This window comes from Mucilaginibacter rubeus, from assembly GCF_003286415.2.
GTDB classification, from domain to species: Bacteria; Bacteroidota; Bacteroidia; order Sphingobacteriales; family Sphingobacteriaceae; genus Mucilaginibacter; species Mucilaginibacter rubeus_A.
In genome coordinates, this window is sequence record NZ_CP043450.1 from 3529515 (window position 1) to 3546830 (window position 17316).

At 42.8% G+C, this 17316-nt stretch carries 16 protein-coding genes; 11 read left to right on the top strand and 5 right to left on the bottom strand.

What is annotated here, in order from left to right; all coding sequences use genetic code 11:
• Positions 1-32: 32 nt before the first annotated feature.
• Complete coding sequence (locus tag DEO27_RS13795) at positions 33-599, bottom strand: DUF6252 family protein (protein WP_146750091.1); 567 nt, start codon at positions 597-599, stop codon at positions 33-35.
• A 164-nt stretch (positions 600-763) separates the two neighbouring features.
• Here DEO27_RS13795 and DEO27_RS13800 point away from each other — a divergent pair, with 164 nt between their 5' ends.
• The 3 genes from DEO27_RS13800 (at position 764) to DEO27_RS13810 (ending at position 7743) form a co-directional block, all read left to right on the top strand.
• Positions 764-1045 (top strand): pyrimidine/purine nucleoside phosphorylase, encoded by a 282-nt coding sequence (locus DEO27_RS13800; RefSeq protein WP_112574337.1) that lies wholly within the window; start codon positions 764-766, stop codon positions 1043-1045.
• 698 nt (positions 1046-1743) lie between these two features.
• Positions 1744-6261: a glutamate synthase large subunit gene (gene gltB / locus DEO27_RS13805; RefSeq protein WP_112574336.1), complete on the top strand. Its 4518-nt coding sequence runs from the start codon at positions 1744-1746 to the stop codon at positions 6259-6261.
• Between the two features lie 3 nt (positions 6262-6264).
• Positions 6265-7743, top strand: coding sequence for a glutamate synthase subunit beta (locus DEO27_RS13810; protein ID WP_112574335.1), 1479 nt, complete (start codon positions 6265-6267; stop codon positions 7741-7743).
• Positions 7744-7879: 136 nt separating this feature from the next.
• On the opposite strand, the gene DEO27_RS13815 is transcribed toward DEO27_RS13810, so the two are convergent.
• The gene (locus tag DEO27_RS13815) at positions 7880-8302 is read right to left on the bottom strand and encodes an SRPBCC domain-containing protein (protein WP_112574334.1); all 423 of its coding nucleotides are present in this window, start codon (positions 8300-8302) and stop codon (positions 7880-7882) included.
• Positions 8299-8637, bottom strand: coding sequence for an ArsR/SmtB family transcription factor (locus DEO27_RS13820; protein WP_112574333.1), 339 nt, complete (start codon positions 8635-8637; stop codon positions 8299-8301). Before DEO27_RS13820 ends, DEO27_RS13815 begins: the two co-directional genes overlap by 4 nt.
• Positions 8638-8915: 278 nt before the next feature.
• Here DEO27_RS13820 and DEO27_RS13825 point away from each other — a divergent pair, with 278 nt between their 5' ends.
• Positions 8916-9209, top strand: coding sequence for a DUF3892 domain-containing protein (locus DEO27_RS13825; RefSeq protein WP_112574332.1), 294 nt, complete (start codon positions 8916-8918; stop codon positions 9207-9209).
• A 7-nt stretch (positions 9210-9216) separates the two neighbouring features.
• Here the strand turns inward: DEO27_RS13825 and DEO27_RS13830 are convergent, their stop codons facing one another.
• A complete protein-coding gene (locus DEO27_RS13830; RefSeq protein ID WP_112574331.1) occupies positions 9217-9684 on the bottom strand; it encodes a CYTH domain-containing protein in 468 nt (155 codons plus the stop codon).
• A gap of 87 nt (positions 9685-9771) precedes the next feature.
• Between DEO27_RS13830 and DEO27_RS13835 the strand changes: the two genes are divergently transcribed.
• The 7 genes from DEO27_RS13835 (at position 9772) to DEO27_RS13865 (ending at position 16700) form a co-directional block, all read left to right on the top strand.
• Complete coding sequence (locus tag DEO27_RS13835; protein ID WP_112574330.1) at positions 9772-10443, top strand: hypothetical protein; 672 nt, start codon at positions 9772-9774, stop codon at positions 10441-10443.
• Entirely contained in the window at positions 10407-10751 is a 345-nt protein-coding gene (locus tag DEO27_RS13840; protein ID WP_146750090.1) for a hypothetical protein, read from the top strand. The genes DEO27_RS13835 and DEO27_RS13840 overlap by 37 nt, the downstream gene beginning before the upstream one ends.
• A gap of 51 nt (positions 10752-10802) precedes the next feature.
• Positions 10803-11765, top strand: a complete 963-nt coding sequence (locus DEO27_RS13845) for a hypothetical protein (protein ID WP_112574328.1) — start codon at positions 10803-10805, stop codon at positions 11763-11765.
• Positions 11766-11925: 160 nt separating this feature from the next.
• A complete protein-coding gene (locus DEO27_RS13850) occupies positions 11926-14649 on the top strand; it encodes a carboxypeptidase regulatory-like domain-containing protein (RefSeq protein ID WP_112574327.1) in 2724 nt (907 codons plus the stop codon).
• Positions 14650-14829: 180 nt separating this feature from the next.
• On the top strand, positions 14830-15234 hold the full coding sequence (locus tag DEO27_RS13855; RefSeq protein WP_112574326.1) for a DUF1761 domain-containing protein: 405 nt from the start codon (positions 14830-14832) through the stop codon (positions 15232-15234).
• A gap of 100 nt (positions 15235-15334) precedes the next feature.
• The gene (locus DEO27_RS13860) at positions 15335-16198 is read left to right on the top strand and encodes an aldo/keto reductase (RefSeq protein ID WP_112574325.1); all 864 of its coding nucleotides are present in this window, start codon (positions 15335-15337) and stop codon (positions 16196-16198) included.
• Positions 16199-16301: 103 nt separating this feature from the next.
• On the top strand, positions 16302-16700 hold the full coding sequence (locus DEO27_RS13865) for a hypothetical protein (protein WP_112574324.1): 399 nt from the start codon (positions 16302-16304) through the stop codon (positions 16698-16700).
• Positions 16701-16901: 201 nt separating this feature from the next.
• Here DEO27_RS13865 and DEO27_RS13870 read toward each other — a convergent pair whose 3' ends face one another.
• Entirely contained in the window at positions 16902-17192 is a 291-nt protein-coding gene (locus DEO27_RS13870; RefSeq protein ID WP_112574323.1) for a YciI family protein, read from the bottom strand.
• Positions 17193-17316: the final 124 nt, after the last annotated feature.

Sequence of the window (17316 nt, forward strand, 5' to 3'; positions counted from 1 at the left end):
CTTCAGGGCTTTTTATTTTATTATTTGATATCTTATTGAGCGCTTTGACCAAATGTATAAGGTAAATTAGTGAACGTTCCACTTGCAATCTGAGACGTTTCAATAGATTCAATAGAACCATCCTGATTATAATTCACTTTCTTAGTGGTCATGCTATATGTACCTGTTATCAAGTTTTTGGTTGGATCAATAGCGGTAATTATAATAGATCCAGATCCCGATTCAACAACACCAACCTGGTCATATTCCACCCCACCTGCCGAAGTAAAATAAGCCATCTGTACCCTGTTGGTAGCATCAACCTTATAAGTGGCGAGTGGAAAAGTGTTAACATTGGTAGCAGTGGCATCACTTAATGTAATAGTCCATTTTACCCTTTTCAGGTCGGCAGTACCAACAACATTAAATGATTTTGTTTTAGCGTCGGTATCATAAGTTATCGTAGCGGTAACATCATCCGGAATCCACGATGTACCGTTTATAGTAGCAGCAAGTATTTGATCGGAAGTAGTAGAAGCAGAAGTAACAACATCCTTTTTACAGCCCTGGAATATTATAGCTGATAAAACGAACAGCATTAATAGTTGGATTTTCCTCATATATAAATTTTATGCAAATAACGATGTTTAAGAAGTAATAATCACAACCGAAATTACTTTTTTCACATATTTTAACATTCGCCAATGTGGCGGCTTTCAATAGTTAAGCCCCAATTATAATACAAATCATTTTATTTAACCATATTAGGCCGAAATTTTTAAACATGATCAACGTAAACGAATATTTTGAAGGTGCCGTGAAATCATTGGCGTATACTACCCCTCAGGGGCGCTCAACCATTGGTGTTATTGAACCCGGCGAATACGAATTTGGCACATCAAGCCATGAAACCATGACAGTAATTGAAGGCAGCCTTGAAGCCCAGCTACCAGGCCAGGACAAATGGCAAACATTTACAGGCGGACAAACATTTGAAATTGAGGCCAACACCTCATTTAAAGTAAAAACAGAGGTACAGAGTTCTTATTTGTGTACTTATAGGTAGGTTGTGGCGTATGGTTCATGGATCATAGTTCATAGTTGATGCTCATTGTTAACTAAAGGTAATTACTCCACAATAGAGCTTATAAGGAAAACTTATCCAATTGATATTCAGACTTACGAAGCTTTCAAACTTCGTAAGTCTTTTAGTAACTAAAATTCCATTAATTCCTTAATTCTATAAATTCAGGTTCAGACAATTAAACCATTCCTTTATTTACCTTGCAAAATGTGATGTGTACCTTCGGCACAAAAAATTCTTCGAGCATATTTCACAAGGCTTTTGTATCTCAGTTGCTTTCAGCCGTTTATTGCTCCGATAACACTAAATCCCTCAATTAATCCAATCAACAACCATCATTCGTGAACCGCTAACTACGAACCGACCTCACAATTCCTACTAACCATATAGAAAAACACCACAAAATTTAATTTGGTTATAGCTAAAAAGTCAGCTTTAATAAATGTATTGCACAAGTTTGGTATAACTTTATATTGATTCTAAATAATTTTTTTCGTACTTTCATTTTGTACATCATAATATTTATCTCTTTTTGTTGAGATAATGTTAAATAATTATGATTTAAATAATTGATTTTTTAGAAATCTTTAAAAATTACCGTAAATTTTATAATTTATTTGAGTTTTGGTAACTTCGTGGTTACACCCCTTATAAATATTATAAACGGTTTAATTTAAACAATGGATCAAACTGATAGCCACCAGGGTCTTTACAGACCGGAATTTGAACACGATTCGTGCGGAACGGGATTTATAGCCAACATCAACGGTCATAAAACCAACGAAATCATCGATAACGCGTTGACCATGCTTGAAAACATGGAGCACCGTGGTGCGTGCGGATGCGACCCCGAAAGCGGGGACGGAGCGGGTATATTGATACAATTACCCCATGAGTTTTTAATGGAAGAATGCTCAAACCTTGAGATCAGCCTGCCGGAACCCGGTGAGTATGGTGTAGGTATGATTTTCTTACCCAAGGATTCGGCCCAGAAAAAGGCCTGCCGTACCATTATTAACAATGCAATTGAAAAATTAGGCTTGCAAAAACTGGGCGAGCGTAAACTTGTAGTTGATTCGTCGGTTATTGGCGAAACAGCCCGTCAGGCCGAGCCCGATGTTGAGCAAATTTATATTGCCCGTCCGCATCATATTACCAATGCCGATGATTTTGAGCGTAAGTTATTCGTGCTCAGAAGGTATATCAACAAAACCATTACCGAAACCGTAGCCGGTGCTTCTGAAAATTTCTATTTTACATCATTAAGCTGTAAAACAATTATTTACAAAGGCCAGCTTACTACTTACCAGCTACGTAAATACTATTCAGATCTTTCTGATCCGCGTATTGCATCTGGCTTTGCCATGATCCACTCGCGTTTCTCAACCAATACTTTCCCATCATGGAAACTGGCTCAGCCATTCCGCTTAATTGCGCATAACGGCGAGATCAACACCTTAACAGGTAACTTAAACTGGTTTTACGCCGGCTTAAAATCTTACGCTTCATCATACTTCACTGCCGAAGAGATGGAGATGTTATTACCGGTGATTGATAACAACCAGTCTGACTCTGCTTGTTTGGATAATATTATTGAAGTGCTATTGCATTCAGGCCGTTCATTACCACACGTAATGATGATGCTGGTACCTGAAGCGTGGGATGGCAACGAAGCAATGGATCCGCTTAAAAAGGCATTCTATGAGTTCCACGCTACCTTGATGGAGCCATGGGATGGCCCTGCTGCCATCACCTTTACCGATGGTAAACTGGTAGGCGCGTTGCTTGACCGTAACGGCTTACGTCCGTTGCGTTTTGTGGTAACTAATGATGGTAGGGTTATAGCTGCTTCTGAAGCAGGTACTTTAACTATCGACGAAAGCACTGTTTTACGTAAAGGCCGTTTACAGCCAGGTAAAATGCTATTGATCGATACCGAAAAAGGCCGCATCATCACCGATGAGGAGATCAAGAAACAGGTTGCATCACAACAGCCTTACGGCCGCTGGCTTGAAAATTATAAAATTAACCTGAGTGAGCTTTCAGAACCACGTTTGGCTTTCGCCAACCTGTCTGAAGCTTCTGTATACCGTTACCAGCAGGTATTTGGTTACAGCCGCGAGGATATCGACACCATCATTAAGCCAATGGCGCTTGATGGCAAAGAACCAGTAGGTTCAATGGGTACCGATGTTCCGTTGGCTATCCTATCAGATAAACCACAACACCTGTCAAGTTATTTCAAACAATTCTTCGCCCAGGTAACCAACCCACCAATCGACCCAATCCGCGAGCGTTTGGTGATGAGCCTTGCTACCTTCATCGGTAACAATGGCAACCTGCTGGATGAAGACAAAATGCATTGCCATTGCGTGGTATTAAAACACCCGATATTAAAAAACCACCAGTTAGAAAAACTGCGTAGTATCGATACCGGTCTGTTCCACGCTAAAACACTGCAAACATACTTTAAAGCTGATGGCCTGCCAGGTTCACTGGAAAAAGGTATCGCCCGTCTTTGCCGCTATGCCGAGGATGCTGTTGATGACGGCTTCGAGGTATTGATCCTTTCGGATCGCGCGGTTGATTCTGAGCATGCTCCTATCCCTACCTTATTGGCTGTTTCAGCCGTACACCACCACCTGATCCGCAAAGGTCGCCGTGGCGCTGTGGGCCTGGTTGTTGAAACCGGCGATGCATGGGAGGTACACCACTTTGCCTGCTTACTGGCCTTTGGTGCTACTGCCATCAACCCGTACCTGGCGCTTTCAACCATTGAAACGCTTAAGGACAATGGTAGCCTTGAAACCACCTACGATATCAAAAAACTGCGTAATAACTACGTTAAATCTATTAACGATGGTTTGTTGAAGATCTTCTCAAAAATGGGTATCTCAACATTGCAGTCATACCATGGCGCTCAGGTATTCGAGATCCTTGGTTTGAACAAGACTGTAGTTGATAAATACTTCCACGGTGCAGTAACCCGTATAGGCGGTTTAGGCCTTGACGAAATTGCCCGCGAAGCACTTTGCAAACACAAAATGGGCTTTGAAGCTAAAGGTGCTGATAACCTGTTACCAGAAGGGGGGATTTACCAGTGGAAACGCCGTGGTGAAGCCCACTTGTTTAACCCAACCACTGTTCACTTGTTGCAGCATGCAACACGCAGCAACAGCTACGAGGTATATAAAAACTATGCTAAGGTAGTTAATGAGCAAACTGAAAAGCATTTCACCATCCGTGGCCTGCTTGACTTCGCGCACCATCGCGAATCGATCAGCATTGATGAGGTTGAACCTGCTGAAAGCATCATGAAGCGTTTTGCTACAGGCGCCATGTCATTCGGCTCTATCTCCCACGAAGCGCACAGCACTATGGCTATTGCCATGAACCGCATTGGTGGTAAAAGCAATACCGGTGAAGGTGGCGAGGACGAAATGCGTTACGATAAATTGCCAAACGGCGATTCATTACGTTCGGCTATTAAACAAGTAGCGTCAGGACGTTTCGGGGTAACTTCAAACTACCTTACCAACGCCGATGAATTACAGATAAAAATGGCGCAGGGCGCTAAACCAGGCGAAGGCGGTCAGCTGCCAGGCCACAAGGTTGACGACTGGATCGCTAAAACCCGTCACTCTACTCCGGGTGTAGGTTTGATCTCGCCTCCGCCGCACCACGATATTTACTCTATCGAAGATTTGGCACAACTTATCTTCGACCTTAAAAATGCTAACCGTGCTGCACGTATCAACGTTAAGTTGGTATCAAAAGCAGGCGTAGGTACTATTGCTGCCGGTGTTGCCAAAGCACATGCCGATGTTATCCTGATTGCCGGTTATGACGGTGGTACAGGTGCATCTCCAATAAGCTCTATTAAACACGCTGGTTTACCATGGGAGCTTGGTTTAACCGAAGCACACCAAACATTGGTACGCAACAAACTGCGCAGCCGTGTGGTATTACAAACAGATGGTCAGTTGAAAACCGGTCGCGATTTGGCTATCGCCGCGCTAATGGGTGCCGAAGAATGGGGTGTAGCAACAGCTGCCCTTGTTGCGGGCGGCTGTATCATGATGCGTAAATGCCACTTAAACACCTGCCCTGTAGGTGTTGCCACACAGGATCCTGAATTACGTAAGCTATTCTCGGGCAAACCTGAGCATATCGTTAACCTGTTCCGCTTTATGGCTGAGGAGTTACGCGAGATCATGGCCGAGCTTGGTTTCCGTACCATTCATGAAATGGTTGGCCGCGTACAATTCCTGAAAGTAAAAGATAACCTGCAAAGCTGGAAAGCCAAAAAGATTGATCTTAGTGGCATCCTGCACCCGGTTACCAACACCAAAGGCATGACCTTGTACAACAGCGAATCACAGGATCATGGCATGGCCAATATCCTTGACTGGAAACTTGTTGAAGCCGCTAAACCTGCTTTGGAAGATAAAACACCGGTATTTGCATCTTTCGATGTAATTAACGTTGACCGTACTATAGGTACCATGTTATCAAACGAAATTTCGAAGATTTATGGTTCGGCAGGTTTACCTGACAATACTGTTAACTTCAAATTCAAAGGTTCGGCAGGTCAAAGCTTTGCTGCTTTCACTACTAAAGGCGTTTCTTTTGAGTTGGAAGGCGAAGCTAATGACTACGTAGGTAAAGGCCTTTCGGGCGCACAGATAGCCGTATATCCGGCAGCTAATGCAACCTTTGTTCCTGAAGACAACATCATCATCGGTAACGTAGCCCTTTACGGTGCTACATCGGGCGAGTTGTTTGTAGGCGGTATGGCCGGCGAACGTTTCGCGGTACGTAACTCAGGTGCTACCACAGTTGTTGAAGGTATTGGCGACCATGGTTGCGAGTACATGACCGGTGGCCGTGCACTCATCCTCGGTAATACAGGCCGCAACTTTGCGGCTGGTATGAGCGGTGGTATAGCATGGGTTTATAATCCTGAAGGTACTTTTGCAGAAAACTGTAATACCGAAATGGTTGACCTTGACCCGCTAACCGCGCAGGATGAAGAGCAGATCCTTACACTGTTGCGTAAACACATCTCTTTAACAGGCAGTAAGCTTGCACAAAAGATCCTGAACAACTGGAACGAAGCATCAACCCAGTTCGTGAAAGTGTATCCAAGAGAGTATAAAAAAGTATTAGAGAAATCACAATATCAAACTATAGGCTAAGAAATGGGAAAACCTACAGGATTTCAGGAGTTTAATCGCGAACTTCCATCAAAAGTTCCGGCTACTGAACGCGTTAAGAACTATAACGAATTTGTTAATTTATACACCGAAGAGAAACTTAACCAGCAATCGGCGCGGTGCATGAATTGCGGTATCCCTTTCTGCCATTCGGGATGCCCCCTGGGTAACATCATCCCTGAGTTTAACGATGCAGTGTATCGTAAAAACTGGGAAGAAGCTTACCACATATTATCATCAACTAATAACTTCCCTGAGTTTACAGGCCGTATCTGCCCTGCTCCTTGCGAATCTGCATGTGTGTTAGGCATCAACAAGCCGCCTGTTGCTATTGAGGAAATTGAGCGCCATATCATCGAGATCGCTTACGAGAAAAACCTGGTAAAACCAACTGCTCCGCTTGTTAAAACAGGTAAAAAAGTAGCGGTTGTAGGTTCGGGGCCGGCAGGTCTTGCAGCTGCAGCCCAGCTGGTGAAAGTTGGTCACACCGTTACCGTTTACGAACGTGACGACCGTGCAGGTGGATTGTTACGCTACGGTATCCCTGACTTTAAATTAGAGAAATGGGTTGTTGAGCGCCGTGTTGAAGTAATGGAAAAAGATGGCGTTGTATTTAAATACAACAGCGAGGTTGGCGTGAACGTAGCTGCCGATGAACTGATACGTAACAACGATGCCGTAATTTTAGCAGGTGGTTCAACCATTCCACGTAACCTGAATATTCCGGGCCGCGAACTAAAAGGGATCCATTTTGCAATGGACTTCCTGAAACAGCAAAACAAGCGCGTAAGCAATATTAATGTTACTGCCGAAGAGATTATAGCTACCGGTAAAGATGTTGTAGTAATTGGTGGTGGTGACACCGGATCTGATTGTGTGGGTACTTCAAACCGTCAGGGTGCAGCATCTATCAAGCAATTTGAAGTGATGTTCCAGCCACCGGCTCAGCGTACACAGCATATGCCATGGCCTACTTACCCAATGGTACTGAAAACTACCAGTTCGCACGAAGAAGGCGCCGACCGTTTCTGGGGTGTTAATACCTTAGAGTTTTTAGGTGACGAAGAAGGCAATCTGCGTGCATTGAGAGTAGTTGACGTTGAATGGGAACAGGACTTCATGGGCCGCCCGGTAAAATTCCATGTAGTTGAAGGCTCTGAGCGTGAAATCCCTTGTCAACGGGTATTCCTGGCAATGGGCTTTTTACACCCGCAGCATGATACCTTCATCAGTCAGCTTGGTGTTGAAATTGATGACCGTAAAAATGTTAAAGCCAAAGAAGGTGTTTACCGTACCAACGTGAGCAAAGTGTTTACAGCAGGCGATATGCGCCGCGGACAATCACTGGTGGTTTGGGCTATATCTGAGGGCCGCGAAGCAGCCCGCAAGGTTGACGAGTTTTTAATGGGACACTCTTTACTGGAAAGCAAAGATGCCGTTAACCAGTTTGACCAGGTGTTTTAATGCCAAAGTCTGGAGGTTGGCAATAAGCGATTAGCTGGCCTGCCTCCTTATCATATTGTTTTAATTATAAAGCCGGGCTTTTGCCCGGCTTTATTGTTTAGCTTCTATTTTAAATAGCACCCTGCTATTGTAGATACTACTTCTCCAGATACTCTTTAAGCGAGATACCGGTGATATGTGTCCAACCGGCAACAAAGTTTTCTTTTTTGAAGGCGTCTAACGGAGGGAAAGTTTCGAGCCCGCGGTGGGTGAGCACTAATTTTGTACCCTCACCTTCAGGGGAAAGTTCCCAGGTAACTTCCGAATTACCTTCGTAGCCATCGTATCGCCAGGTATAGGCTATGGTTTTGCCTTCAACAACTTTGGTTACACGGCAAAGGTGAAGATATTCCTTAATACCGTCACCGCCGGTAAACTGAAACTCAAAACCTACTTCAGGTTTAAATTCAGCCAGGTCAAAATACCACTCTTTCATTTTTTCCTTAACGGTAATTGCCTCCCATACTTTTTGTATAGGTGCCGCATAAATCCTTTCAATAACAAATGGTTGTGTGCTCATAATTTATTGTTTTTTTGGTTATCTGTATTTTGTTCATTGGTTAAAAAAACGTCAAGGGCGTCCAGTTTCTGAGTCCAAAACTGGCGATATTGTTCGGCCCAGTCGGTAACTTGTTTTAGCTGTTTCAGGTCGGCGTGGCAGTAGCGCTCCCTCCCCTGCTGCTTAATAACAAGCAAACCGCATTCAGTTAATATTTTGATGTGTTTAGATACAGCCGGCCTGCTGATATCGAAATTATCAGCAACGGCATTAAGGTTCATTTGCCGGTAAGCAATCAAATTAATGATCTCGCGCCGGGTAGGATCGGCAATCGCCTGGAAAACGTCTCTTCGCATAATGAGCAAGCGGCCATATGAAACCGTTCGGTTACAAATTTAAATGAAACCTTTTGGTTACACAATAGTTTTCTCATCTTTTTAGCGATACAGAGAATACCTTATTGATAATCTGCATTTTAAACCATTACATTTTAATATTTCATCTCGTTATAAAGGTATCAGCACCTATGCAATAGGTAATTTTACGTAGTGAAAATTGGGTGATAACACCTATTTCTCCGCTTTGTTTTTTGCTATATTTTTATCGCACCTGAACATTTAATGCAAATAACGCAATGGCAGTACGTATAATATGTATAAAAACAGATACCAAACCACATCATAACCCTTATGTGGCCATAGATTCGCTTGAGTGGATTAATGAAAGGATCAACGTAAAGGGCCTTACCGAACGGGCAAAACTTTACGACTGGATAAAAAATGAAGACGGCGACGCTTATATCATAGATAGCAACGGCAATAAAACCAGCCTGATTCCGGCAGTTTGCCCCGATGGTAACAAATATGTTAAAACGGTTACCGACGAATCAGAACCCGACTACCTATTGGGCCTGCCCGAATGTGCCTGAAAGCCTGTTACCAGTTTTTGAAGGGATTTACGCTTAAAAAGGAGTTATAATATCGCTTATCACCGGTTACTTCGGTAGTAACCCAGGGAGGTAGTTCAAATTTTTCATCCTCGCTATCGAGTTCGATCTCGGCCATAAGCAGGCCCTGGTTATCGCCTAAAAACTCATCAACTTCCCAAAGCTTATCAGCGTAGTTGATGTTAAAGCGATATTTCTCTAATTCAGAGGCTGCAAAATTATCCAGCAACTGTACGCCATCTGCCGCCGGGATGGTATATTCAAATTCGCTACGGCTAAAACCGGCCGAGCTTCCTTTTATGGTGATATATGCCTCGGTATCAGTAACCCGGATCCGGATGGTTTTCTTTTCATCGCTAAAAATATAGCCCTGCCTGAAATGTATTGCTTCCGGCTTTGCTAACTGCTGCCATTTTTCGTGATCTACCAAAAACTTACGTTCTATTTCAATTGCCATCAGATTGATTTTTCAGTCTGCAATTTTAGCATAATTTAACATTTAGGAGTAGCTATATATTGTATATTTATATTATATCAAACCTATATGCTTACCGCTAAACCTATTACAAAACTAACCTGCATTGTATTGACTTTGTTTTGCCTTGGCTGCAAACACCGCAACATTGTTAAGCACAACGGCGAAAAAGACTTAATCTCATTCAAACCAGTCTTTGGTATCAGCTATACCGAAATAGCCCGGCGCACTCAAAACGGGCTTTCATTCAATCACTTTGGATACCAGTTAGAACCGCAATGGAAAATGCAATTTGTTTCCAATGATTCAACCAGCATTTATAGCCCAACAAAAAAGCAGTTCATTAAATTCCCGCTTACCCGTGGTTACGACTCCATTTTTAATACAGCCCGTACCTGGCTCAAAGTTAAAACCATGACAAAAGACAGCATGATCATCGAGTTACTTAACGCCTATGCAGACTCAGTTGATACCCGGGGTGCCAAAGTTTACATGGTGTTTTATGCAGATGATTATATCAAAAATATACTTCGTGGCGATATAAGCCTATGCAAAAGTCCCAGCCGGAGAGATAGCGTGTATATACAGCGGCTGACCACTGCAGCTGATAAAGACTTTGAAAAAGGCTTTGCAGCCAGGCAACCAGTTGAACTTAGAAGCAAAGCGCATCAATTACTATCAGCAAACGCCATACAGAGCCAACCATGCTCAATAACTTCGACACTTCTTATGATTACATGAACCCCGAATTTGACATTACTGTCAATAACGCCTACTCAAATTTCTACTATTCATTTTCCATATTTGTTGATCCCGCCGGACAAATGCATTACGGTAAACCGCTAACTGTATTTTTAGAAGAGAGCCGCCGAATTAGTTATACCCATCTGTCAAAAGCTGTCATGGAGAGTTATCTTAAATATTACCTTAATTTGATCCCCGGTAAAACGCTTGGCATAACACACACAAGCGAGATAGCTGTTCATGTTACCGGGAGAGTAGCATCTGAAAAGCTTCAAAAAAGTTCATTACTATCATCGTTGCCCTAATTTCCCTGCTTTTTTTAACCGTTTATTGAATTATCTATATCTTTAGCGGCAATGCTACTCATCAATCTGAAAACGTTAAAAACAGCAGTATTCGGGCTGCTCATCATATTATCTGTATTTACTTTTGGCTGCGGTGGCAACCAACCGGGGCAAAAGAAAAGAGAGCTTATTTCTTTCAGGCCCTACAACGGCATCAATTATTCTGAAGTATCAAGGCGACAACGTAACGGGCTTTCATTTAATGAATACGGTTACCAGTTGGAGCCGCAGTGGAAACTGAAGTTTGTTTCAGACGATTCTGTAAGCATTTTCAGTCCTACTAAAAACGCGTTTATCAATTTCCCGCTTACCCGTGGCTACGATTCTATCTTTAATGCAGCCCGTTCATGGTTAAAAATAAGGCAGATCAACAAGGACAGTATAACCATGGAGATCCTGATCCAAAAAGGCGATTCCCTTGACGTTAAAGGCACCAAAGTATTCATGCGATTTTTTGCTGATAACTATGTAAAAAACGTTTTGCACACCGATACTACTACACTTAGAAAGCCAAGCCGTGCCGATACTTTATTTATCCACTCGCTGGCCGCAAAAGCTACGGCAGATTACACCAAGGCTTTCTCAGCGAGGCAACCGGCCGAAATAACCAGTAAAAGTCCGTTGGTTACAGTTTCGCGCCGCACTACTAAACCCGATATTCTCAACAATTTCGATAACTCCGACGATTACCTCGACCCCAATTATGATATCGTGATCAAAAATGCCTATAAGGATTTCTATTTTTCCTTCACCATGTATATTGATGATAAAGGCAATTTGTACTACGGCGCTCCCCTTGTTGGGTTTAACGGCGACCAGGAAAGAGAGGCTGACTACATCCACACATCCAAGGCTGTTATGGAAAGCTACTTTAAGTTTTATCTTAACGTAAAACCGGGCAAAACCTTAGGAATAATTCACTCCAGCATGGTTTCAATACATGTTGAAGGCAAAGCTAAAAACCACACTAAGTAACAATTGTGCTATTTTGTATAGGCATATAGGTTTTAGCGTTTAACTTTCGCCAATCCGTTATAAAAACACATTTGTAAAAAAGTGTTAAATAAACCGCGGCCAAAAATGCAATACGGCTAAATGTTTATATTAGCCCCTGTTACTCCTTTAACTTATATTGATGATCATACGTCGATTTTTACTCCTATTATGCCTGTTAACTGCCTTTGGCGCATCTGTTTTTGCCCAGCAGGATAGCATCCCACTAACTACCATAATCGAAAAAACAAGCAAGTTTAGCAGCAGCTACCCTATCGAAAAGGTTTATCTGCATACCGATAAACCTTACTATGCTGTTGGCGATACCATTTGGTTTAAAGCCTATGTAACTATTGAAAAACACCAGCCTTCGGCGCTGAGCCGTATCGTATATGTCGATTTGATCAATAACCGCGATTCGGTAGTTGAAAGTCAGCGTATCGCAGTTAATAATGGTTTTGCAAGCGGCAACATAGTGCTTAATGGCGATACTTATAAGCAGGGGGCCTATCGTCTGCGCAGCTACACCAACTGGATGCGTAATTTCGACCCCGATTATTTTTACGACCACACTTTCAACGTTGGTAACGCCATAGATAACCAGGTGCGTACCAACATCTCGTATAAAAGTTCAACAAAAAGAACAGGCGTAAAGGTTGACGCAACCATTCTTTATAAAGGATCAGATAATACGCCTTATGCCAACAAAAAGGTAAGCTGGCAACTCATGAAAAATGGCGACCCGGTAAGCAAAGGCCGTGGCACTACCGATGATAAAGGGGTATTATTGGTAGACCTGCCCGAAAGCCAGGCCGACGTGATTACCGGCGGTATCCTGGTTACCTCTATTGATGTCGGCGACCGTAAAACCATCAACAGCAGCTTTTCTATGCGTACAGCAGTTAAGAGTTATGATGTGCAGTTTTTCCCGGAGGGCGGTCAGTTAACCAACGGTATCCGTACCAAAGTTGCCTTTAAGGCTATTGCCTCAAGCGGTTTGGGAGTTGATATTAAAGGAAATATTGTTGACGATAAAGGTACCGAAATTGCCCAGATCAGCAGCGCACACTTAGGTATGGGCGTATTTGCCTTAACCCCTGACATCGAAAGATCATACAAAGCCAACATCACTTTTCCCGATGGCTCACAGGCAAGTTATAACCTGCCACGTGTGCAATCTATGGGGATAAACGTTGCGGTATACAGCAACGATCCGGCTAACTTAACTGTGAAAATATCGGCTAACGACCTGTTTTTTCAGCGTAAGCAAAACAAAAGCTTTTACCTGGTAGCACAAAGCGGAGGTGTTATTTATTATGCCGCGCAAACAGTGTTGCAAAGCACAGTTTATTCGGCTAATATCCCTAAAAGTAAGTTCCCTACAGGTATTGTGCAGGTAACGCTGTTTTCTTCTGGCGGATACGCTTTATGCGAGCGAATAGTATTTATTCAGCATAACGATCAGATGAACCTGGCCCTGAAAACAGATAAACCTTCGTACAGTACCAGGGGTAATGTAAAAATCACTGTATCGGCAAAAAACAATACCACACCGGTTGAAGGCAGCTTTTCGGTAGCGGTTGTTGACGATGGCACTGTACCATCAAATGAAGACGCGGAATCGACCATATTAAGTAATATGCTGCTCACTTCCGATCTGAAAGGCTATATCGAAAAACCAAATTACTACTTCAACAAACCGGATGACGAAAAACTGGCTAACCTTGATATTTTAATGCTTACCCAAGGCTACCGCCGTTTTGATTATGAAGATATCCTGGCCGATAAAAACCCTCCTATTTACCTGATGCCGGAGCAAGGCATTGATGTAACAGGAACCTTGAGGACCAATACGGGCCTGCCGGTTGCAAAGGGAAGTCTACGTTTATTGATCCCGGATAAAAACTTCTCGGCAGAAACGATAACCGACATGTCGGGCAATTTCAAATTCTCGAATGTTAATGTCCCGGACACTTCAAAAATCACTCTGAGCGCACGTAACAACCCTAATGGGCGTAACATGGTAATATCTGTTAATGGCGAGGCTTATCAAAAACTAAGCAAAAACAATAATATCCCGGAAGAGATCCTGAACATTGACAGCACCTTCCGCCCTTATCTGCAAAACAGCTATAAACAATATCAAAGCTCACGTACCATCAAGGAGATCGTAGTAAAATCGACCAAAATTGTGAAAAAAGCAAGCCATGCCGATTATGGTACATTTGCCGGCTTAGCAATGCAGGCCGATCACGAGGTATCAGCACAACAATTACAAGGCTGTCCTTTATTGCTTAACTGTTTATCAACCATGGCAATGGGCCTTACTTATATCGACAACAATTTTTATATCACCCGCGATTATAATTCAGGCAGCAGAACACCGGTACAGGTATACGTAGGTAGCTTACCTGTTGACGCCAACTTTTTATCAAGCATGGCCTCAAGTGAAGTAGAGTCTGTTGAGATCTTTTTAAATGACGGTGTAAGCGGTATTAACCGCACAACCCAAACCAAAGGTGTGATGGTGATTAACAAAAAGGTTGTTAAAAAAGAAAAGATAACATTGGCTCAACTACAGGAATTGATCCCGAAACAAAATGTGATCACTTTTGCGGTACAGGGATATACCAAAGCCAAAGAGTTTTATTCGCCTAAATATGACGTCACCAAACAAGGCACCCTTGGCGGCGATTTACGTAATACTATTTACTGGAAACCAAACGTAATTACTGATAAAGCAACCGGTACCGCCACTATCAATTTCTTCAACAGCGATCAGCGTGGCTCATACCGCGCTATAATTGAAGGTATTGATGCTGAAGGCAATATAGGCCGCAGCGTGATACACTACAACGTAAAATAATACAACATAAATTTCGTAAACAGATTTCCGAAAGCCCTGATTGCTTAAACAGCAATCGGGGCTTTTTCATTTAACATATATGCGAAAGTTTTGACAATACAAAGCTTTGGCCTTCAGCATTCCGCTTTTAGTTTCTAATAGTTTATATTAGTACAACCAATTAACTTAAATTATCTGATCATGAATTTTCAACTTATCAACTGGCTGGCCGTTTTGGTTGCAGCATTATCCGCATTTTTAGTTGGCGGGATCTGGTATTCCCCTGCCCTGTTTGCCAATGCCTGGATGGCCGATAACAAACTGACCACCGCAGAACTGCAAGCATCAAACAAAGGCCGGGCATTTGGCTTTACCGCCTTTTTCTCCATTATAATGGCGATAAACCTTGCCATGTTTTTAGCCGGTGCTAAAACCGATCTGGCCTGGGGAACCGCGGCCGGTTTTCTTGCCGGTATCTGGACGTTTTGCGCTATAGCCATTCACAGTTTGTTTGAGCTTAAAAGCTGGCGGTTAATATTTATAAACGGCGGTTACAGCGTAGTATCATTAACCCTGATGGGATTGATATTAGGTGCCTGGAGATAGCCGCCAAACATAAATGAAATGACATTTATGTTATACATTCCATGAACAATACCGGTGTTTTTTAGTTGAACTTTACAGTAGTAAACCAAAACACATTACCATGGCAAGCACAACAAGTTCATTTGAAAAAACATTCACCATTGGTGGCGACATTACTATCAATCGTTTGGGTTACGGCGCAATGCGCATTACCGGACCGGGCATTTGGGGACCGCCTAAAGACAAGGAAGAAAGCATCCGTGTATTAAAGCGTGCTGTTGAGCTGGGTGTTAATTTTATTGACACAGCCGACAGCTATGGGCCAAACGTATCGGAAGAATTAATTGCCGAAGCGCTGCACCCATACCCTGCCGACTTGTTAATAGGCACCAAAGGCGGCTTGCTGCGTACCGGACCTAATGAATGGCCTGTAGATTCATCGCCCGAGCATTTGAAAGAAGCCCTGCAAGGCAGCTTGAAACGCCTGAAAGTTGACCGTATCGATTTATACCAATTACACCGTATTGATCCTAAAGTACCTGCCGAAAAATCATTTGAATTTTTACAAAAAGCGCAGCAAGAGGGCAAAATCAGGCACATAGGCTTATCAGAAGTAAGCGTTGCGGATATTAAACTTGCCCAGCAATTTTTTGAAGTGGTATCTATACAGAATATGTACAGCGTTGATAACCGTAAATGGGAGGCAGAACTGGAGTATACCCGCGATCATAACATCGCATTTATCCCCTGGTTCCCGCTTGGTGGCGGCAATGTACAGGGCGAAGCGATATTAAACCGGATTGCTGCCAAACATGACGCTACCCTGCATCAGATTGCTTTGAGCTGGCTGTTGCACCATTCACCAAATATTTTACTGATCCCGGGCACCTCGAGCGTTAAGCATTTGGAAGAAAACATGAAGACCGCCGATATTCAGTTATCTGAAGATGATATAGACATATTGAACACCTTGGCCGACGCATAATATAAACGCCTGAAGAATGAAAAATTAAAAGGATGTCAGTAATTTGGCATCCTTTTAATTTTTGAAATAAATATCAAAAGGCGTCATTGCCTATGAATATCGAATGAAAAGCAAAGAAGAGATACTAAATAGTTACAATACCACCGGCACAGATGGATTACCTGAAATATCAGCTGGAGACCTGCTTAATGCTATGGAAGCTTACAAACAAGAATGGGCCGAAGCAGCTTTTGCAGCAGCACGACAGCAGGATGCTTCAGGTAATTATACATTCAACAATTACGCCGAATTTATCGCCAATATAGAGAAAGACACAAAACAGGTGGATGAATTTGGTATAACCCTGGCCGCCGTAGCCGATAGCATTGTTACCAACTTTTTGCCTGATGATGAATCGGTAACCGAATTTGACTTTAACTTCACCCTACAGGGAAAGGGCTACACGGCCTTCTACACCAAAGATGACCAGGGATACTGGAAGATGAGCCGCTGGGCGGAGTAGTTTTGAGTGGGCAGTTGCAGTCAATAGTGGCAGTTGCAGTGGGCAGTTTACAGTTAGCAGCGACATAAGGTGAATTACAATTATACGCTGCAAACTCATTTGTGAATAACGTATACCGACTATAGGAAACTGTCAACTGCAAACTGGCGACTGAATACTACACGAGGGAAACTGCCAACTGCAACTGCTACTGCCACCAACTTACAAATCAGCCACTTTAAACGGCTTTACATCAACGCTTTCCCAAACCCGTTGTGTGATGTAAGGGTCGTTTTGTTTCCAGGCCTCCAGCTCTTCCAATGATTCAAACTGTACTATCATAGTTGAGCCCACCATTTTCCCTTCTTCATTAAGCATGGCCCCGGCCACAATTAAGTTACCACTTGCTTTAAGTGCTTTCGCGCCATCAACGTGATGCGGACGAGCGGCCATGCGGCGGTCAAATGCTTCAGCATCTGTATAATCATATGCGGTTACAAGGTATTGTTTCATATGTACTTTTTAACTGGTTAAACAGGTTTTATCAAGGCCGAATATCTGCAAAACTATCCCATTAAAATAAATTAAAAATTAAATTTAATTTATAACTGTAAACTTGACAATTTTTACAATATTT